The sequence below is a fragment of the Accumulibacter sp. genome, from assembly GCF_036625275.1.
In the GTDB taxonomy this organism is placed as follows: Bacteria; Pseudomonadota; Gammaproteobacteria; order Burkholderiales; family Rhodocyclaceae; genus Accumulibacter.
Genome location: NZ_JAZKUD010000004.1, coordinates 64,798 through 84,945 on the forward strand (window position 1 = coordinate 64,798; position 20,148 = coordinate 84,945).

Consider the following 20,148-nt stretch of genomic DNA (forward strand, 5'->3'; position numbering starts at 1 on the left):
TCAGCCTGGTCAACGCTTTCCGGCCAGGAGTTGTGCCAGTTCGACAGCCGTCCTGACACCCATTTTTTCGAAGAGATTGGCGCGATGGACTTCGACGGTGCGCATGCTGATCTGTAGTTCGTCGGCAATCACCTTGTTGAGCTTGCCGGCCAGAATCCGTTCCATGACCTGTCGCTCGCGTGTTGTCAGGCGGTTGCAGAGGGTGTTGACCGAATCCACACCCGATGCCGCGGCGCGCTGATCCTTGTCGAGCTGCAGGGCTTCGATGACGCGATTGACCAGTTCGTTGTCGTTGCAGGGCTTCTCGACAAAATCAAAAGCGCCTTTCTTGAGCGCCGAGACAGCCATCGGCACGTCGCCGTGACCGGTCAGAAAGATGACCGGCAGGCGGTTGCCGCGCTCGCACAAGGCATCGAACAGCTCGGGACCGCTCATCCCGTCCATGCGGATGTCAAGCAGCAGGCAGCCGCTGAGTGCCGGCTGCCAGACGGCCAGGAAGTCCTCGGCCGAGGGGTAGCTGAGGCAGGCGACACCGCGTGACTCAAGCAACCAACTGAGTGAATCGCGGATGGCCTCGTCGTCATCGACGAGATAAGCGTGTGGGTTCATTGTCGGCCGATCGGAAGCGTCATGACAAAGATCGAACCGCCCTCGGGATTGCTCTCGACCCAGAGGCGGCCGTGGTGAAATTCGATGATCGAACGACAGATGTTCAGTCCCATGCCCATGCCGTCGGCCTTGGTCGAGAACAGGGGGGTGAACAGTTTCTCTTCGACTTCCGGCGGAATGCCGGGGCCATGATCGATCACCCGGATTTCCATCTGATTTTCCCGCTGGCTGAGCTTGACCGTCAGGCTCCGTCGATCGGCCGGGGCTTCGGCCATGGCTTCGATGCCGTTACGCATCAGGTTGAGCAGAACCTGTTCGATCATCACCTGATCAGCCAGCAGTTCCGGACGCATCCCCTGGATCTCGCGGACGATACGCACGCCACGGCTCTTGGCGGCGCCTTCAATGAAGCCGATGCTGTCATCGATCGCCTCGGCGAGATCGCAGGGAGCGAGTTTGGGCTCGCTCTTGCGCACGAAGTCGTGCACGCGGCGGATGATGTGGCCCGCCCGCTGCGCCTGCACCGCCAGTTTGCCGAGCGCTTCCTTGAGCTGCACCGTGGTGAAATTGCCGGATTCGAGCTTGTTCAGGCAGCCCGTGTTGTAGCTGGTGATCGCCGCCAGCGGCTGATTCAGTTCGTGCGCCAGCGTCGACGCCATTTCGCCCATGGTCACCAGGCGCGCGGTGACCTGCAGTTTTTCCTGCTGCTGGCGGGCGAGTTCCTCGGCGTGCTTGCGCTCGGTCACGTCGATGATTGATCCCATCCAGCCGGTCTGCCGGCCATCCGCGTCGATCAGCGGGGCTTCGTAGATGAGCGCGTCGAAGCGGCTGCCGTTCTTGTGCATCAGACGAACCTCGAAGCCCTCGTGTGGCGCCTTGCCCTGCAGCACGCGCTTGTTGAGCAGCAAGGTCCGTTCCATTTCTTCGGGTGCCCAGTAGGGCATGGGCGGTTCCCGGCCGATCAGTTCTTCGGCGCTGAAACCGACCATCTGCAGGAAGGCGGGGTTGGCGTAGGTCACCCGGCCGTCGAGGTCGCGCGCGCGCATGCCAATCACCAGCGAATCTTCCATCGCCTTGCGGAAAGCATACTCCGAGCGCAGGGCCTGTTCGGCGAACAGACGTCGCTGGATCAGTCCGCGCACCGCCCACAGGCTCCAGAAAACCGCGGCGGCGAGAATGATGATCAGTGTCGCAATCAGGGTTTGCGCCAGGTTGTCCGCGCCACGGTAAACCGTCACCTGGAGCACCATGCCATAGCCGGGCGGGTCGAGGCTGACCGGGTAGCTGAGCGTCGTTGGCGAGGCATCGATCTTTGACTTGCTGGCCAGCAGGCTGCCGTTGCCGTCGACGATGCGCACCTGGTATTTTTCGGCGAACCACCAGGGGATCTGCTGTTTGAGCAGGCCATTGAGCGAATAGACGCCGAGCAGGATGCCTCGGTAGTGGCCATCGTCGAAGATCGGGACATACACCTCGAACTGGCTGGTTTCGGTCGTCCGATAGGCATCGCTGTAGATCGGTTTGCCCAGGCGGGCCAGTTCGATCGATCGTTTGAGGGGGTCTTCGCCAGACGTTTCCTGTCCGGCCCGCGGCAGGCTCTGCGTCGGCATTCCGTGGAGGGTTCTGGCGCCCGCGTCGAGCCACAGCAACTGCCGAAGTTCGGGGTTGTTCTTGAGAATGTGGCGGGCCCGTAGGTCAAAGATTTCCTTCGGCTTTCTTGCCCGTGCCAGGTCGAGTGCGAGTTGCTGGAGTTGCTCGGAATTGCCTTCGAGGTGAAAACGCATGCTTTGCTCAAGCCAGAGCACATCGGCAATCAGGGTCGAGCGCTGGTCATCGACTTCGTTGCGGTGCAGCAGCCACAGCAGTGCGATCAAGAGCACCAGCAGCAGACCCACCGCCAGCTTGAGGATCGATAAATACCAGTTCGACCACTTCAGCGAAGTAGGGCGTCGGCGGTCGTACTGGTAGGGGAGGGAAAGCTCTTTCATCACGGCTTATCTTACACTGCCTGGCGGAGTTCCTCTCGATGTGTCCAGCAGCGCTTTCTCCCACTTATTGCCGGCTGGCGATCCGGAAAATTCGTGATACCGGGTCCTGCCGGTAGAAGCCGGCGAGTTGTGCGTAGAGCGCCGGATATTCAGTGCGCAGGAGGACGGGTGCTTCAAAAAATGCTTCGCTCATGACCGCGAAGAATTCGCCTGGGTTCTCGCTGGCATAGGGGTCGAACAGCGTTTCCTGAGCGCTGTCTGCGGCGGCGTCGACGCGCGCGCAGAAATCGTCGTAAGCCGCGTTCAGCACCTGTTGCCAGTGGCGCGGCGATAGCTGTGCCGGCAGTGGCGGGATGCCGTTCGCCTCGCCATTGAGCATGTCCAGTTTGTGCGCGAACTCGTGAATGACCACGTTATAGCCACTCCCTGCCATCTGTGCGTCGCGCCACGAAATCAGCAGCGGTCCACCGTCCCAGGCCTCGCCCGAAGCCAGTTCCTGATACTCGTGGACAATGCCGAATTCGTCTTCGACGCTACGCGGGATGATGAATTCGTCGGCGTAGACGATCACCCCGACCCAGCCGCGATAGTAGTCGAGGCCGAGTTCGAGGATCGGCAGGCAACCCTGCGCGGCAATCGAGACACAGATCGCATCGGACAGTTCGAGTTCGCCAACGGACGTGAACTCCTTCTCGGCCAGGAAGCCCTCGGCCAGATGGCGAAGCCGCCGTTGCTCGTCCTGGTTGAGTGCTTCGAGGAACGGCAGTGTTGAAATGATCGCGTTCCAGAGTGCATCTGGCACGGGCGCCTGGCGATGTCGCAGCCAGCCGAGCAGCTTGCCGATCATGTGGTTTTCGCTTGTGGCAGGGCCGCCGTGGTCAGGTAAATGCCGGCGAAGATCAAGGTGATGCCGACATAGTGATGGAGTTGCGGAATTTCGTCGAGAAAGATCGCCGAGAGCAGGGTTCCGAACACCGGCATCAGGTGAATGAACAGGCTGGCCTTGCTGGCCCCGACCTCGGCGACGGCGCGGTTGTAGAAAACATAGCCGAGAAAGCCGGGAAATACCCCGGTGTAAGCAATTCCCGCCAGCACGCCGGCCGAGACCCGGATCGTCTCGCCCTGCGCGATTTCCCAGGCGTAGCCGGGGGCCAGAGCGAGCAGGCCGACGATCGTGAATGCGGCGAGCAATAGCATCGGGTTCACGCCGGCCGGCCGCCATTGCAGTCCAATGGTGTACAGGGCCCAGGTAAACACTGCCAGCAGCATCCACAGGTCGCCGACATTCAGACTCAGACTGGCCAGGGTCTCGACCTCCCCGCGGCAGACAATCATCGCGACGCCGATGAAGGAAAGCAGAACACCGAAGCACTGGACGCTGTGCAGCGGTTTGTTCAGAAAGATCCACGACAGGGTGATCGTGGCGATCGGAATGAAGGAGTTGAGCAGGACGGCGTTGGTTGCCGGTGTATATTGCAGGCCAATGTAAGCCAGCGTGTTGTAGCCGCCGACACCGAGCAGACCGAGCACGACGATGGCCTTCCAGCCGGAGCGCAGCAGCGGCCACTGCGCGCGCAGGTGTGGCAGGGCCAGCGGCAACACCAGTGCCAGCGCGATCGCCCAGCGCCAGAAAGCGAGCGAGATCGGCGGCACCTGGTCGCGAATGGCGCGCCCGATGACCATGTTGCCTGACCAGAACAGGGTGGTCAGTACGAGCAGCAGATAGGGGTGTTGCAGGCGGACAGGCATCGACGGCAAACGGGGGATAAAGGCGCATTATGCATGAATGTCCGGACATGACCTTATAATGGGCTGATGGTTTCCGTCGTACACTCGGTCGCCGCCCAGAGCGACCTCGAACAATCCCTGCTGACGCTCGGCGAAGGACTTGCCGTGGCCGAGGTCGAACGGTTGCGACGGGCCGTCGACCTTGCTCGCTCGATCTATGGTCATCGCCTGCTCGGCAGTGCCGAGGATGTCTGGGAACATGCGCTGGGAATGGCTCTGATCGTTGCCGGTTTGAAGCTCGACGCGGATGCACGTCTGGCTGCACTGCTTTTCGCGGTGCCGGCGCAACTCGAACATGGCCTGCTCCAGATCGAGCGCGATTTTGGACCGGGCGTTGCGCAACTGGTCAGCGGGATTTCGCGCCTGAACCGCATGCGTCCGATCACACGGGGCTTTGTTGCCCATTCCATCGACAGCAGCGAAAAGAATCCGCAGGAAATGAAGGCGCAGATCGAGGTGCTGCGCAAGATGCTGCTGGCGATGGTCGAGGACATCCGCGTGGTCTTGCTGCGCTTGGCTTCGCGCACGCAGACGCTGCGTCACTTTGCCAGCGAGCCTGATGAATTGCGTGTGCCGGTGGCGCGCGAGACACTGGCGCTCTATTCGCCGCTCGCCAATCGGCTCGGTGTCTGGGAACTGAAGTGGGAACTCGAGGACCGTTCCTTCCGCTTTCTGCATCCGGCAATCTACAAGGAGATTGCGCGGCATCTCGACGAGAAGCGAATCGAGCGCGAGAGGTTCATCAGCGAAGCTGTCGACCGCCTGCGGTGTGAGCTGTCCAACGCTGGTGTCGGCAACGCCGAGATCTACGGCCGTCCCAAGCACATCTACAGCATCTGGAACAAGATGCGCAAGAAGGATGTCGGTTTTGCCGAGGTGTACGACGTGCGCGCGCTGCGCGTCATCGTCGATGAAGTGAAGGACTGCTACACCGCCCTGGGTGTCGTGCATCATATCTGGTCGCCGATTGCCAAGGAGTTCGACGATTACATTGCGCATCCGAAGGGCAACGATTACCGATCGCTGCATACGGCGGTGCATTGCCCTGACGGGCGCGCGCTGGAGGTGCAGATTCGTACCCGCGAGATGCACAGTCACGCCGAATTGGGGGTTGCCGCGCACTGGCGCTACAAGGAAGGCGGCAGCACGCCGGAAGACCGTTACGACGAGAAGATCGCCTGGTTGCGGCAGTTATTGACCTGGCGCGACGAAGTCGCCGATTCCTCGGACTGGGTCAGACACTACAAGCAGGCGGCTTTTGACGAAACGGTCTACGTGCTGACGCCGCAGGGCCGCGTCGTCGATCTGCCGCAGGGCTCGACACCGATCGATTTTGCCTACCGCGTGCACACCGACATCGGCCACCGTTGCCGCGGAGCCAAGGTGGACGGTGCACTGGTGCCGCTCACCACGATACTCTGCACCGGTCAGCGCGTCGAAATCATTCTTGCCAAATACGGCGGACCGTCGCGCGACTGGCTCAACCCCTCGCTGGCCTATCTGTTTACACATCGCTCGCGCCTCAAGGTCAGACAATGGTTCGCCAGCATGGCGCTCGAGGATACCCTCGCCGAAGGGCGCGTGCTGGTCCTCCGCGAACTGCAGCGAATGGGGCAGACCGGCACCAACCTCGACGATCTTGCGGCCAGGCTGGGCTTTGCTCGTAGCGACGATCTGTTCATTGCGGTGGCGCGCGCCAAGTTGAACATGCGCCAATTGCAGGTGGCGGTGCGCGGGGGCGAAACGCCAGTGGATGAGCGTGAGCTTACCGAGCTGCCGGTTCGCAGGCAACGCGACAGCGATGTGGCGGAAAAGGGAATCCTGATCGTTGGCGTCGATCGCTTGCTGACACAACTCGCGGGTTGCTGCAAACCGGCGCCGCCTGACGCCATCGTTGGCTTTGTCGCGCGCGGCAAGGGGGTCTCGGTACATCGCGCTGACTGCAGCAACTTCTCAAACATGCAGACCAGGCATCCCGAGCGGGTCATCGAAACGAGTTGGGGACGAAGCACCGAGAGCGTCTTCGCCGTCGATATCGTGATTGACGCCTACGACCGGCAGGGTCTGCTACGTGACGTCTCGGACGTTCTCGCGCGCGAAAAAATCAATGTCATCGCCGTCAATACGCAGTCCCGGCAGGGCAACGCGCATATGCTTTTTACCGCCGAAGTCGGTGGCCTCCCGCAGCTCAATCGCACCCTGACCTTGTTGCACGCGGTGCAGGGTGTCGTCGGCGCGCGCCGTGCCTGAACGATTTCAGGCCTGCAGCAATTCGATCAATTCGGCTTGCGACGAATGCGGGCTGGTTCGTGAGCCACGCCGCTGGTGGTAAGTGCCATCGGGTCCGAGTTCCCAGGCCAGGGTGTTGTCGGTGAGATAGATCTGCAGTCCTTCGGCGATGACCCGACGCTTCAGTTTGCGGTCGAGTACCGGAAACGCCAGTTCGATACGCCGGAAGAAATTACGCTCCATCCAGTCGGCGCTCGACAGATAGACTTTTTCCTCGCCTCCGGCGTAGAAATAGAATACCCGGTGATGTTCGAGTTGGCGACCGATGATCGAGCGTACGCTGATGTTTTCCGACAGGTCCTTGACACCGGCGCGCAAGCCGCAGACACCGCGCACGATCAGGTCGATCTTGACGCCGGCCTGCGAGGCTTCGTAGAGCGTGGCGATGGTTTCCGGTTCGAGCAGCGAGTTCATCTTGGCGATGATCCGTGAACGCTTGCCGGCGCGTGCCGCTTCGGCTTCGGCACGAATCGCGGTGACGACGTTCGGCTGCAGCGTGAACGGGGCCTGCCAAAGGTGTGTCAGGGTCTGCGCGCGACCGAGGCCGGTGAGTTGCTTGAAGACTTCATTGGTATCGATACCGATCTCTTCGTTGCAGGTCAGGAGACCGAAGTCGGAGTACAGGCGGGCGGTTTTGGGATGGTAGTTGCCGGTACCGAGATGCACATAGCGACGCAGGATGCTGTTGCCGGCCTTTCCTTCCTCACGTCGGACGATCATCAGCATCTTGGCATGGGTCTTGTAACCGACCACCCCGTAGACGACATGTGCGCCCACTTCCTCAAGCTTGGTCGCCCAGCCGATGTTGGCTTCCTCGTCAAAGCGCGCCATCAGTTCGACGACCACCGTGACTTCCTTGCCGTTCTGTGCCGCTCGCAATAGCGACTGCATCAAGACCGAATCGGTGCCGGTGCGGTAGACGGTCATCTTGATCGCCACCACCTGGGGGTCGTTGGCGGACTGTTCGAGCAGTTCGATCACCGAATTGAAGCTCTGGTAGGGATGGTGCAGCAGGATGTCACCGCCGCGGATGCTGTCGAAGATACTATGGCACTTCTGCAGCGCTTTCGGGGTCCCCGGATTGAAGGGCTGAAACTTGAGGTCGCTGCGCAGCACCCAGTCGGGGACCTGCATCAGGCGAACCAGATTGACCGGACCGGCGACGCGATAGAGATCGCTCTCGCTGAGGTTGAACTGTCCGAGCAGGAACTGGGTCATCGCTTCCGAACAACTGTTGGCCACTTCGAGCCGGACGGCGTCGCCGAAATGGCGCTGTGGCAACTCGCCCTGGATCTTGGCGCGCAGATTGGTAATCTCTTCCTCGTCGACGAAGAGGTTGCTGTTGCGCGTGACGCGGAACTGGTAGCAGCCAAGGACCTTCATGCCGGCGAACAACTCGTGCACGAACTCGTGCAGGATCGAAGACAGGAAAACGAAGGCGTACTCACTGTCGCCGAGTTCGCGTGGCAGCCGGATGACGCGCGGCAGGACCCGCGGCGCCTGCACGATGGCGGCGCCTGAACTGCGACCGAAAGCGTCACGGCCTTCGAGTTCGACGGCGAAATTGAGGCTCTTGTTGAGTACGCGTGGGAACGGGTGTGAGGGATCGAGGCCGATCGGCGTGATCACCGGCATGACTTCGCGGAAGAAGAAGCCGCGGATCCATTCGCGCTGCGCGTCGTTCCAGTCCCCGCGTTTGAGGAAGCGGATGCCTTCAGTGGCCAGTTGCGGCAGGATCTCTTCGTTGAGCAGCGCGTACTGTTCCTTGACGATTGCATGCACCTCGTCGCTGACCAGCCGATAGACTTCACGGGCAGTCTTGCCGTCGGTGGTGATCGCCACCGAATTCAGCTTGAGTTGTTCCTTGATGCCAGCCTCGCGAATCTCGAAAAACTCGTCCAGATTGCTGCTCACGATGCACAGGAAGCGCAAACGTTCGAGCAGGGGAGTGCGGGGATTTCTGGCTTGCCAGAGGACTCGCCGATTGAAAGCGAGCAGGCTCATCTCGCGATTCTGAAAATATTCCGGCGGGAACCCGTTGGCGGTCTGGATGGGAGGGGTTTCGGTGGTCGTGGCGACGATGTTCATGAGTTCGTTCCGTCAGGAAAGATGGATCAGCAAGGGGGATTTGAAAGCGAGCATATTACAGCCATCGCTTCGTTGTGGGTCGATTGGCGCGCTGTTTTCTCGATGGTGCTGTGCTATCCGTGCTTGCCTGGGCATGATGTGCTTGCCGGCAGTGTAAAATGGCCGGCCTGCAGCCTTTCTTCGCCGTACAGACCAAACACAGTCATGAGTTACGAACTAATTGCCGGTGTCGACCTGGGTTCCAACAGCTTTCGTCTACAGATCGGGCGTGTCGTTGGCAATCGCATTCACCCGCTGGATACCTTCAAAGAGAACGTCCGGCTCGGTTCCGGTCTGACCCGCGAGAAACTGCTCGATCATGCCTCACAACAGCGTGCGATCGAGGCCTTGCGGCGTTTTGGCGAGCGTCTGCGCGGCTTCGATCCGGAAACCGTGCGTGCGGTGACCACCGACGCGATGCGGGTGGCCCGGAATGCGCGCATCGTGCTACCACAGGCCGAGGCGGCGCTGGGTTTTCCGATCGAGGTCATCGGGGGGCGCGAAGAAGCGCGCCTGATCTTCATCGGTGCAGCGAATGCCCTGCCCGCCGCCAGTCACCGGCGTCTGGTGGTCGATATCGGTGGCGGTTCAACCGAGTTCATCATCGGCGAGAATACCGAGCCGTTGCTGATGGAGTCCTTGTTCATGGGCGGCATCAGCTATCGACAGCGTTTCTTTCCGGAAGGCAAAGTGGACAAGAAGCGCTTCTACACGGCCGAAGTTGCTGCGGCCCGCGAGGTCGAAGCGATCGCTGCCGACTACCAGCGCTTCGGTTGGCTGGAAGCCGTCGGTTCTTCGGGATCAGCCCAGGAACTTGCCGACATCCTGGAAATGAACGATCTCAATCCCGAAGGAGTCAGCGGCATCAGTCGGGAGGGTCTGGCCAGGCTGCGTCAATTGCTGATTCGGGCCGGCTCCGCGGAAGCACTGGGTTTGCAGGGCATGCGCAGCGACCGCATGATGATTCTTCCCGGTGCCATCGCGATCATGTCCGCAGTATTCTCGGAACTGGCCATCGAACACATGACCTATTCCGATGGCGCGCTACCGCTGGGCGTCCTCTACGATCTGCTCGGGCGCTTCGAGCATCATGACACGCGCGACGAAACGGTCCTCAATTTCCGGCGCCGCTACCAGGTCGACGCGGCACAGGTCCGTCGCGTCGAGCAAACCGCCCTGGCGCTTCTTGGACAGTTGATCAAGCTCGATTCGCCGGAGCACGAGAACAATGTCCACTTTCTGCGCTGGGCAATCTCCTTGCATGAGATCGGCGTCTCGGTGGCGCATAACGAGTTCCACAAGCATGGCGCCTATATCCTGGGTCATGCCGACATGCCGGGTTTCTCGAAGCGCGATCAGGCGCGCCTGGCCCTGCTGGTGCTCGGCCAGCGCGGCAAACTCCAGAAGCTGGCTGCCATGCCGATCGGCGATCCGAACTGGCGCCTGGTGTTCTGTCTTCGCCTGGCCGTGCTTCTGCATCGTGCGCGCGACGCTCATCCCTTCTCCGAATTGTCGGTTCTCGAAGATCCGGTCGGTTTTCAGCTCGACCTGCCCGTCGGCTGGCAGGAGACCAATCCGATGATGGCCGCAGCACTGGCCGAGGAAGCGCTGCTCTGGCGCCGCATTGGCATCAAGCTGAGAATCCGGTCGACGGTGCCTGGCCAGATGGCAGTACCGCTGGCGCTGTGAAGAAATTCTGACTGGCCATGGCGGTGGCCGCGATCGAGTCCGTCAAGCATGCTGACCAGGAGCGGCTCGTACTGTCCGGTGACTGGACCCTGGCGACCCTGCCGCAGCCGATTTCTGCGTTCGAACGCCGTCTTTGCGATCTGGCAGCGAGACACCCAGGCTGGGATCTGCGCTCGATCACCCGCCTGGACAGCGCCGGCGCGATCCTTCTGTGGCGCGCCTGGGGAAGACAATGGCCGGCCGTACTGGCGATTTCTCCTGGGCATCGGGCGCTTCTCGGACGTATCGAGGGGGTCCGCGTCGATGTCGAGCCGGCGCTGCCGAAGCAGTCACAGTTACTGGCCTGGCTACTTGCCCTTGGTCAGGGGTCGTGGGTCGCCGCCAGCCATCTCCTGGCGATGGTCGCCCTGATCGGCCAGATGATTCTCGACCTCGCTTATCTGTGCGTACACCCACGTGACATACCCTGGCGCGAGTTTTCCGCGAACCTCTACAAGACCGGTGCCCAGGCCTTGCCGGTGACCGCCCTGATCGGGTTTCTGATCGGTGTCGTTCTTTCCTATCTGTCCGCCCTGCAACTGAAGACCTTCGGCGCTGATGTCTTCATCGTCAATCTGCTCGGCATCAGCATCGTTCGTGAACTCGGGCCGGTGCTGGTCGCGGTACTGGTGGCCGGACGTTCGGGTTCGGCGATGACCGCCCAGATCGGGGTCATGCGGGTGACCGAAGAGATCGATGCACTGGCCACCATGGGTGTCTCGCGCAGCCAGCGTCTGATCCTGCCGAAGGTCCTGGCCCTGGCGGTGGCGATGCCGCTGCTGGTGATCTGGTGCTCGGCCGCAGGAATCCTCGGCGGCATGGTGTCGGCGAAGCTGCAGATGGATTTGTCTTACGGCTTCTTCATCGATACCCTGCCCAGGGTGGTGCCGGTTGCCAACGTCTGGATCGGCATTGGCAAGGGCGTGGTGTTCGGTTTGCTGATTGCCCTCATTGCCTGCCACTTTGGCCTGCAGGTCAAACCGAATACCGAAAGCCTGTCGTCGCGAACAACCACTTCGGTGGTGACCTCGATCACCGTGGCAATCATCGTCGATGCCGTCTTTGCGGTACTGACGCGCAACCTCGGGATTCCCTAACGGTCATGACTTTTCCAGGTACCCCCGATCATGAAAGTCATGACCGTTTCCCTCTCCCCCGACCCCTCCCCCGCGATGGGGGAGGGGAGGTTTGTGAGTCGCTGACGCGACTTTCACATTAATGAGCGTGCCCGGCGACTGTCACGGTCAGACCTGCCCGCGCAGGCTGCCGGCGATCGAGATTCGCGGCCTGTGCACGCAGTTCGGCGAGGTCGTGATCCATCGCGACATCGATCTCGACATCGAAGCCGGGCAGATTCTCGGACTGGTGGGCGGGTCGGGTAGCGGCAAGACCACGCTGCTGCGCGAAATTGTCGGGCTGCTGGCGCCGAGCCGGGGAAGCGTCAGGCTTTTTGGCCAGGCGGTACTCGATCCCGATCCAGCGCGCCGGCGCGCCCTGCGCCGCCGTTTCGGCATGCTTTTTCAGCAGGGGGCACTCTTTTCGGCGCTCTCCGTTCATGACAATATCGCTTTTCCGCTGCGCGAACTGCACACACTCGACGAAGCGATGATCACCGATCTGGTCATGCTCAAGCTCGCCATGGTTGAACTGGAAGCACGGCACGCCCATCTGATGCCTGCCGAGTTGTCGGGTGGCATGGTCAAGCGGGTGGCTCTGGCGCGGGCCCTATCGCTGGAACCCGAACTCCTGGTTCTTGACGAACCGACTGCCGGCCTCGATCCGGATCGGAGCGAGAACTTCGTCAAGCTGCTCAGAATGCTGCAGAAGGAACTCGGTTTCACGGTGGTGATGGTGACCCACGATCCCGAGACACTGGCTGGGCTGGCGACGCGTCTGGCCGTGCTCGCCGACCAGCGACTGATCGCCTGCGGGACGGCCGCCGAAGTATTCGCGGTCGACCATCCCTTCATCCGCAATTTTTTCAGTTCCGGGCGTGCCGCGGCGACGACTCTCGGACAAGGAGCGAGCTAGTCATGGAAAATCGTTCGCATGCTCTGATGGCCGGGTTGTTCACCCTGTTTCTGGGTTTCGCGGGAGCGCTCTCGATCTGGTGGTTCGGTGGCAAGCACGAAGCGACCGTCGAGTACACCGTGGTCACCCGACACAACGTCACCGGCCTCAGCCTGCAAGGGCAGGTGCGTTATCGGGGTATCCGGGTTGGCAAGGTGCAGGCGATCGAACTCGATCCTCAGGATGCACACAATATCCTGATTCGTATCAGTGTCGACAGCAAGGTGCCAGTGACCCGTGCGACGACTGCCAAGCTGGGCTATCAGGGAGTCACCGGCATCGCCCACATTCTGCTTGAAGACAGCGGCAACGATCCGACGCGCCTGGCGGGCGGCAAGGACTCGCCGCGCATCGAGATGCGCTCCTCCCTGATCCAGGAACTTTCGGATTCCGGCTCGGCTGTCCTGGGCCAGGCGCGCGAATTCCTGACCAGCGCCAACCTGGCGCTCGACAGCGAAAACCGGCAGCATCTGGCCACAATTCTGGCCAACCTCGAAGCGACGACCGGTCACGCCAACGAGGTCACACGCCAGTTGCGCCAGTTACTGGCGCCGGAGAATCTGCGCCTGCTCCATGCCACCCTGGTGCGTGCCGAGCAGGCGGCAGCCGAGGCGGCGCCGTTGCTGGTCGAATCGCGCCGGTTGATGGTTGGCCTGCAGCCGCTGGGCGACAAACTGGATCGCCTGGTCGGCGAACCGTCGTCAGACGGGATCACCGCCCTGGTTGCCCGCCTGAATGGGGTCGGCAGCGATCTGTCGGGAAACTCGCGTCAGCTCAATCGCGTACTGCAGATGCTCGAAGAATCACCGCAGAGCCTTGTTTTTGGTCCGCCTGCGTCTGCTCCGGGACCCGGCGAGGCCGGTTTTGTCGCGCCGCCGAGCCGTGAGGAACGTCCATGAACAGGTTTCTGATCTGGCTTGTCGCTGGTCTGCTCGCTGGCTGTGTCGGCGGCACGCGCAACCTGTCGCCGGTCGAAGTGTACGACTTTGGAGCACCGGTCGAGCCACTCGCCGAAGAAGGGCGCTGGTCGGGCGTGCTGCTCGATATCCGGGCGCCGCACTGGTTTGATGCGCGCGATATCGAGTATCGCCTGCTCTACGAAAACCCGCTGAAGTTGCGAAACTATGCGCGTAGTCATTGGGCGGCAGCGCCGGCGTTACTGTTGTCGCAACGGCTGCGACAGCAACTGGGTTTGCCGGGCGTTGGCGGACAGATTGCCGCCGGCTGCGTGTTGCGTTTTGAACTGCAGGAATTTTCACAAGTGTTCGATACCCCGCAGCGTAGTCGCGGCATCCTGCAGGGTCAGGCCGGCCTCCTTGACACCAGGCGCCAGCTCGTCGCCGAACGCCGGCTGGCCATCGAGCAGCCGGCGCCGACCGCCGATGCCCAAGGGGGGGTCATTGCCCTGGTTGCCGTCAGCGCAGAACTCGGGCGAGAGTTCGCTGCGTGGTTGAATGATCTGGAAAAACGTGGCAGGCTGAAGGGCTGTCGGTCAACGGCAGGCGAAAGCCCATCACACTGATATCACTTGAGAGGAGAAGCTGGCGATGCCAAATATTTACCAAGAAGGTCTCGACAAGAATACGGCCAATTACACGCCGCTGACGCCGCTGACTTTCATCGCCCGTAGCGCTTATGTCTATCCCGAGCGCACGGCAGTGATTCACGGTCAGCGCCGCTATAGCTGGCTCGAGACTTTTACCCGCGTCCGCCGTCTCGCATCGGCGCTGACCGACCACGGTATCGGCGAAGGCGACACCGTGGCCGTGATGCTTAACAATACCCCGGAGATGGTCGAGTGCCACTTCGGCGTACCGGTCACCGGCGCGGTCCTGAATACGCTCAATACCCGTCTGGATGCCGAAACGATTGCCTTCATGCTCGAGCACGGTGAAGCCAGGGTGCTGATTACCGACCGCGAGTATTCGCCGACCGTGAAAAAGGCGCTGGCCCTTCTGCACCGCCCGATCCTGGTGATCGATGTCGACGACCCCGAGTACAGCGGCCCCGGCGAATGTCTGGGCACGCAGGAGTACGAGCAGTTCATTGCCGGCGGGAGTCCGGAATTTCCCTGGGGCGGTCCGGCCGACGAATGGGATGCCATCTCGCTCAACTACACTTCCGGGACCACTGGCAACCCGAAGGGCGTCGTTTACCATCATCGCGGCGCCTATCTCAACTCGATGAGCAACATCGTCAGTTGGGGAATGCCGCCGCATTCGGTCTATCTGTGGACGCTGCCGATGTTCCACTGCAACGGCTGGTGCTTCGTCTGGACGATGGCCGCCAACGCCGGCACCAACGTCTGTTTGCGCCGCGTCGATCCGAAGCTGATATTCGAGGCGATCCGCGCACACGGCGTTACCCACTACTGCGGCGCACCGATCGTGCACAGTCTGATGGCCAATGCGCCGGCCGATTTGCGCGCCGGCATCACCCACAAGGTCGCCGGCCTGATCGCGGCCGCACCGCCGCCGGCCGCAGTCATCGAAGCGATGGCGAATATCGGCGTCGATCTCACGCATGTGTACGGCCTGACCGAAACCTACGGGCCAGCGGCGGTTTGTGCCAAACACGCCAACTGGGCCGCACTGCCGGTGGCCGAACAGGTTGACCTGAACGGCCGGCAGGGCGTGCGCTACCACGCGCAGGAAGCGATCACCGTGCTCGATCCGGCGAACATGGAAGCGGTACCCTGGGACAAGGAGACCATGGGCGAGATCATGTTCCGTGGCAATCTGGTGATGAAGGGCTATCTCAAGAATCCGAAAGCGACCGCGGAGTCGTTTGCCGGCGGCTGGTACCATACCGGCGACCTGGCGGTGATGCATGCCGATGGCTACGTGAAGATCAAGGATCGTTCGAAGGACGTGATCATCTCCGGGGGAGAAAACATTTCCTCGATCGAGGTCGAGGACGTCCTCTACAAGCACCCGGCGGTGATTGCTGCGGCCGTCGTGGCGACGCCTGACCACACCTGGGGTGAAGTGCCCTGCGCCTTCATCGAGTTGCGCGAAGGGGCAGCGCCGACCGAGCAGGAGATGATCGAGTTCTGCCGCCAGCACATGGCGCGTTTCAAGGTTCCCAAGCGGGTGATCTTCTGTACTCTGCCGAAGACCTCGACCGGCAAGATCCAGAAGTTCGTGTTGCGCGAACAGGCGAAATCCGCTGCTGCGATCGAGTGACCTCAAGCAGCCGCTGTGGCCGGCAGGCGGGTGGGCGCTGCTTGTCGGCCGTCCAGCGCGGTAAGCTTGTCCGGCGCTCGCCAACGATCCCCTACAACCCGTTTCCAGGAGAGAAACATGCATCCCCCGACGCCAACCCAGGAAGACCCCTACGTTATCCGCACCGATCACGATGGCATCGCGACGCTGACGCTGAATCGCGCACAGCAGTTCAACGCCTTGTCGCAGGCGATGATTGCTGCCTTGCAGGCGGAACTGGATGCGATCGCACCGGACCCGGCCGTGCGCGTCGTGATCATCGCGGGTGCCGGCAAAGCCTTTTGCGCCGGACACGATCTCAAGGAGATGCGTGCCAATCATCACCATGCGTTCATGCAGGATCTGTTCCGGCATTGCGGCAAGATGATGATCACCCTGACGCAGATGCCGCAACCGGTCATTGCACGGGTGCATGGCATTGCCACGGCCGCCGGTTGTCAGTTGGTGTCGATGTGCGACCTGGCGGTTGCTGTCGACAGTGCGCGCTTTGCCACTTCAGGCATCAACGTCGGCCTGTTCTGCGCGACGCCAGCGGTCGGATTGTCGCGCAACCTCGGTCGCAAGCAGGCGCTCGAGATGCTGCTCACCGGCGATTTCATCGATGCCCGGACGGCTTTGCAGCAAGGTCTGGTGAATCGGGTCGTCGCCGCCGATGCGCTCGATGCCGAGGTCGACCGGTTCGCCCGATCGATCATTGCCAAGTCTTCGGTAGCCATCAAAATGGGCAAGCAGATGTTCTACAAGCAACTTGAAATGGGGCTGGACGCGGCCTACCAGTATGCCTCCGAAGTGATGGCCTGCAACATGATGACCGACGACGCCGGCGAGGGGATCGACGCGTTCATCGGCAAGCGTCGGGCCGAGTGGAAGGGCCGGTAAATTTTTCCTCGCATGCGCAACGGTTTCCGTGAATAGAGATACTGCCTGCCGACTATTGCCAAGTGGCGTCATTCCCGCGAAAGCGGGAGCCTACGACAGGGGCCGGGAATCGCGAGGACCGAATGGATTCCCGCTTTCGCGGGGATGACGCCAGCCGGTTGGCGCTGGCCATCAGTGCTCATTTTTCCCGAGTCGTATCGTCGAATCCCCGTTCAGCGTATCGAGTGCCGCTTGCCTGCTGGCTGGCACAGGTCGCACAACGGGCGACGGCAGTCATAGGGTCGGTTTGGTCGTGGAATTCACCTTAGACGACGGCCACCCGATCGTATCCACCGGCCTTGGCATTGTGCAGCGCAGTGGCTGCGCGCTTCAGCAGATCGTCAATCGACGTGTCGCCAGCCTGGACTTCGCTCACCCCGACACTGACCGTGAACTGAACGGTGCCGTTGTCGCTCGGGATCGATATGCCGGGGATCGCTGTGCGAACCCGTTCGGCGACCAGGACAGCTCCCCGGGCTTCGGTATTGGGCAGCACAAGCGCGAATTCCCCGCCTCCGAGTCTGCCAAGAAGGTCCCTGTCGCGAAGACCCTCTTTCGCGGTATTGGCAAACAGGATCAGGGCCTGGTCGCCAATGGCGTGGCCATAACCGTCGTTGATCCGCTGGAAAAAGTCGATATCGAACAACGCGACGGTCAGGGGGGCCTGCCGGCGACGCGCGCGCGCGACCTCTTCTGCGAGTGTTTCGAAGAAGTGCTGGCGGCTGCTGCAACCGGTCAGCAGATCGGTCGTTGTCAGGCGCTGCAATTCGGCATCCTGACTGGCGAGCGCCTGCAGCAGGCGCAGCGATCGATAGGTGATGACCGCCAATGGCAGGGTCACTCCCAGTCCCAGCAGGATGACCCAGGCCGTTTGTCGTAGCCAGGCGGCGAGTGCCTCATCGTAGTCTTCCGAAACCATGATCACCAGCGGGAAATCGGGCATTGACGAGTAGCTGATGAATTCTCGCGCCTGGGTGCCGGGGCTGGCCTCGGGCAGCACCAAGGCCTGCGGCTGCTGCCCGAGATGCTTGCTGAACAAGGCTTCGCCGGCCATCGAGTGGCCGGGCAGTCGGTCATCGTGTGGTGCCCTGGCCAGCACTGTGCCGTCGCGCCTGAGCAGAGTAATGGCCCCACCGGGTTGCAGGCGTTGCTTTTCGTACGACCGGGTCAGCGTTGGCAGGTCGATCACGGCGAGAAGTACCTGGATGTCGTCCACCGGGCGTCGCAGCGACAGGCTGATCGGCAGACCGTCGTGGTCAGCGAGCGGTTTGCGCATGGGGCTGCCGACAAACAGGCCTGGCCTGTTCAGGGCGTTCTTGAAATAGTCGCGATCCGCGACATTGGCCAGTGGTCCTTGGGCAGGGTCGAGAATGTCGAACATCCGGCCATCCGAGGCGAGCAGGTAGATATCGATCGACTGGCCGGTTCCGGCACGAAAGGCCTCGATCAATTGCCGGAAGGTTTTGTCGGTGCGGGGATCCAGACCGGGGTTTGCCTGCAGCCAGTGCTCACAACTGGCCAGGAAAGTATCGGCGACGCGAAACTGCTGTCGGGTCTGTTCTTCGACGGCGTGGGTCATGCGTTGCAGGATTCCGCCGGTGGTGGCGATACTTTCATCGCGATCCGAGACGACCGAGACCATCAGGGCCAACCACAGTGTGCCGACCAACAACAACGTTACCACAACGACCGTGCGCGGGTTGGCCCATTCCTCAATATGCCTGATGCTCTCCTTTATCATGCTGCCCGCCACGGTTGCCATCGATTGGCCGTATTCTAACAGTCTGCTGACATTTTTCTCTTCCGTGCTGCCTGCGCAGCAGCACCCGCCATGACCTCACGGGGGATTGCACGCGATAGCTTGCCCGCCGCCTGAAGTGCAAATGACCTCGGCAAATCGCATCAACGAGACGCTCAGGTCGCTGGATCGGTTTCGTCGCCTTGCACGTCAATGACGCCGGCAAATAACTCGATGGCTGTGCGGGCGACCTGGGTGGTGTCGTAATAGGCATAGGCGCTGGCGCCAATCGCTCCGAGAACCGGTATCCAGCGCGAAATTCCTCTGCCGATCACCCGTTGGGAGAGGTGCATGCCGATCTTCAGAGCGACCGACTGGGTCTCGGGACGCGAGGCGAGATGGACGACATGGCGCTTGCCGATCCTGGCAACCAGATCGCGAACGATCTGTGGGTCGGTGTGCCGGAACAGACAATAGAGCATCGCTTCACGGTTCAACTCGTCGGTCTTCCCGTAGCAACCGGCGATGTCCGCAACCATCTGCGTCTGGAGTTTCCATAGCGAACGCAGTTCGGGAAGGAGGGTCAGCCAGCCGAGTGGGCCTGGCGGCAGCGTCAGGCTGCCGGCAGTGACGGCAGCCTGTCTGACCGCCGTGCGGGCGATCGCCTGGGCGTGGCCTTCCGGTTTCTGTTTCCGGTATTCGCTGGTGGCCGGGATCTGGCCGACGTAATCCAGAATCGCTTCGGCGATTCTGCGGCTGGCTCGAAGGTTTGATTGGCGTTGTGCAAAGCGTTTGGTTGACATGTCAGAGCGTTGGCTGCGGTTAATGTGAGAGTCGCGTCAGCGACTCACGAATCGTCCCTTTTCAGAACTCCGGAGAGGGACGCAGGGGGTCGCCGTTTCCGGCCGCACGGCGCCAGACACTGGCGAGCCAGAGCTGTTGCGCGCACGGCAGGCCGGTTGGGCGGTAATAGTGCTCGAGTTCGACGAAGCCCGCATTCCGCAGCCAGCGTCGCCAGGCTGCGAGGTCGTGGAAAACCCCATAGCGTTCGTCATTCCAGCCTTCCTGGTTGTCCCCGCGAGGGTTTGAGCAGAACAGGACACCGTCCGGCTTGAGGGTGGCATGCAGTTGTCGGAGAACGCGCAGCAACACCTGACTGGGGACATGGAACAGCGAAGCATTGGCGAATACCCCGTCGAAATGCCCTGACGGGAGGTCAAGACTCAGGAAATCCTGTTCCCATACCGTACAACCCGTGTCGCTTCGTGCCATCTCGACGAAGTTCGTTGCTCCGTCCAGCCCGACGGCACGATGGCCGAGGCGGGTAAAGGCCTTGAGATCGCGGCCCGGGCCGCAGCCGAAGTCGAGAATCGTGAACGGCGGTTGGCCACGGATGTGGCGCAGCAGCGCAGCGATGTTCTGACTCACGTCGTGGCTGCGCGTGCCTTTGCGAAAGTCTTCGGCATGTTGCTGGTAATGGGCGAGCGTCCGGGTTGTGATTTGTTCGAGCGTGGTAGTGGATGATGGCATGGTCAGTGACTGAACGGGGCTGCGCAGGATTGTCCTGGAGGCGATGGTAAACCCATTGCATGCGGATTCTTCACGATGAACTGCAGATTCCTGTGAAAGTCACGTCAGCGACTGACGAATCTCTCCGCCCCACTGGCGG

The 20,148-nt window shown here is 61.6% G+C and carries 16 protein-coding genes; 8 read left to right on the top strand and 8 right to left on the bottom strand.

Features of this window, described 5'->3' with window-relative positions; genetic code table 11:
* Positions 1 to 9: 9 nt before the first annotated feature.
* From V5B39_RS03445 to V5B39_RS03460, 4 genes are all read right to left on the bottom strand, one after another.
* Positions 10 to 609, bottom strand: a complete 600-nt coding sequence (locus V5B39_RS03445; RefSeq protein WP_332341484.1) for a response regulator transcription factor — start codon at positions 607 to 609, stop codon at positions 10 to 12.
* Positions 606 to 2,597 carry a sensor histidine kinase gene (locus V5B39_RS03450; protein WP_332341485.1) on the bottom strand — a complete coding sequence of 664 codons (1,992 nt, stop codon included), beginning with the start codon at positions 2,595 to 2,597 and terminating at the stop codon, positions 606 to 608. The genes V5B39_RS03445 and V5B39_RS03450 overlap by 4 nt, the downstream gene beginning before the upstream one ends.
* A gap of 64 nt (positions 2,598 to 2,661) precedes the next feature.
* Entirely contained in the window at positions 2,662 to 3,444 is a 783-nt protein-coding gene (locus tag V5B39_RS03455) for a zinc-dependent peptidase (RefSeq protein ID WP_332341487.1), read from the bottom strand.
* Complete coding sequence (locus V5B39_RS03460; protein ID WP_332341489.1) at positions 3,441 to 4,346, bottom strand: DMT family transporter; 906 nt, start codon at positions 4,344 to 4,346, stop codon at positions 3,441 to 3,443. The genes V5B39_RS03455 and V5B39_RS03460 overlap by 4 nt, the downstream gene beginning before the upstream one ends.
* Before the next feature lie 66 nt (positions 4,347 to 4,412).
* On the opposite strand from V5B39_RS03460, the gene V5B39_RS03465 reads away from it, so the two are divergent.
* Entirely contained in the window at positions 4,413 to 6,635 is a 2,223-nt protein-coding gene (locus tag V5B39_RS03465) for a RelA/SpoT family protein (RefSeq protein WP_332341491.1), read from the top strand.
* A 6-nt stretch (positions 6,636 to 6,641) separates the two neighbouring features.
* Here the strand turns inward: V5B39_RS03465 and ppk1 are convergent, their stop codons facing one another.
* On the bottom strand, positions 6,642 to 8,762 hold the full coding sequence (gene ppk1 / locus V5B39_RS03470; RefSeq protein ID WP_332341493.1) for a polyphosphate kinase 1: 2,121 nt from the start codon (positions 8,760 to 8,762) through the stop codon (positions 6,642 to 6,644).
* Positions 8,763 to 8,966: 204 nt separating this feature from the next.
* Here ppk1 and V5B39_RS03475 point away from each other — a divergent pair, with 204 nt between their 5' ends.
* From V5B39_RS03475 to V5B39_RS03505, 7 genes are all read left to right on the top strand, one after another.
* Positions 8,967 to 10,490 carry a Ppx/GppA phosphatase family protein gene (locus V5B39_RS03475; RefSeq protein WP_332341494.1) on the top strand — a complete coding sequence of 508 codons (1,524 nt, stop codon included), beginning with the start codon at positions 8,967 to 8,969 and terminating at the stop codon, positions 10,488 to 10,490.
* 17 nt (positions 10,491 to 10,507) lie between these two features.
* Positions 10,508 to 11,626, top strand: coding sequence for an ABC transporter permease (locus tag V5B39_RS03480; protein ID WP_332341495.1), 1,119 nt, complete (start codon positions 10,508 to 10,510; stop codon positions 11,624 to 11,626).
* A gap of 121 nt (positions 11,627 to 11,747) precedes the next feature.
* A complete protein-coding gene (locus tag V5B39_RS03485) occupies positions 11,748 to 12,560 on the top strand; it encodes an ABC transporter ATP-binding protein (protein WP_332341496.1) in 813 nt (270 codons plus the stop codon).
* A 2-nt stretch (positions 12,561 to 12,562) separates the two neighbouring features.
* The gene (locus V5B39_RS03490; protein ID WP_332341497.1) at positions 12,563 to 13,498 is read left to right on the top strand and encodes an MlaD family protein; all 936 of its coding nucleotides are present in this window, start codon (positions 12,563 to 12,565) and stop codon (positions 13,496 to 13,498) included.
* Positions 13,495 to 14,121, top strand: a complete 627-nt coding sequence (locus V5B39_RS03495) for an ABC-type transport auxiliary lipoprotein family protein (protein ID WP_332341498.1) — start codon at positions 13,495 to 13,497, stop codon at positions 14,119 to 14,121. The genes V5B39_RS03490 and V5B39_RS03495 overlap by 4 nt, the downstream gene beginning before the upstream one ends.
* Before the next feature lie 25 nt (positions 14,122 to 14,146).
* Positions 14,147 to 15,784, top strand: coding sequence for an acyl-CoA synthetase (locus V5B39_RS03500; protein ID WP_332341499.1), 1,638 nt, complete (start codon positions 14,147 to 14,149; stop codon positions 15,782 to 15,784).
* A 117-nt stretch (positions 15,785 to 15,901) separates the two neighbouring features.
* Positions 15,902 to 16,702 (top strand): enoyl-CoA hydratase, encoded by an 801-nt coding sequence (locus tag V5B39_RS03505; RefSeq protein ID WP_332341500.1) that lies wholly within the window; start codon positions 15,902 to 15,904, stop codon positions 16,700 to 16,702.
* Positions 16,703 to 17,006: 304 nt separating this feature from the next.
* Here V5B39_RS03505 and V5B39_RS03510 read toward each other — a convergent pair whose 3' ends face one another.
* From V5B39_RS03510 to V5B39_RS03520, 3 genes are all read right to left on the bottom strand, one after another.
* The gene (locus tag V5B39_RS03510; protein WP_332341502.1) at positions 17,007 to 18,482 is read right to left on the bottom strand and encodes a sensor domain-containing diguanylate cyclase; all 1,476 of its coding nucleotides are present in this window, start codon (positions 18,480 to 18,482) and stop codon (positions 17,007 to 17,009) included.
* A gap of 173 nt (positions 18,483 to 18,655) precedes the next feature.
* On the bottom strand, positions 18,656 to 19,282 hold the full coding sequence (locus V5B39_RS03515; RefSeq protein ID WP_332341503.1) for a hypothetical protein: 627 nt from the start codon (positions 19,280 to 19,282) through the stop codon (positions 18,656 to 18,658).
* A gap of 61 nt (positions 19,283 to 19,343) precedes the next feature.
* Positions 19,344 to 20,009, bottom strand: coding sequence for a class I SAM-dependent methyltransferase (locus V5B39_RS03520; RefSeq protein ID WP_332341504.1), 666 nt, complete (start codon positions 20,007 to 20,009; stop codon positions 19,344 to 19,346).
* Positions 20,010 to 20,148: the final 139 nt, after the last annotated feature.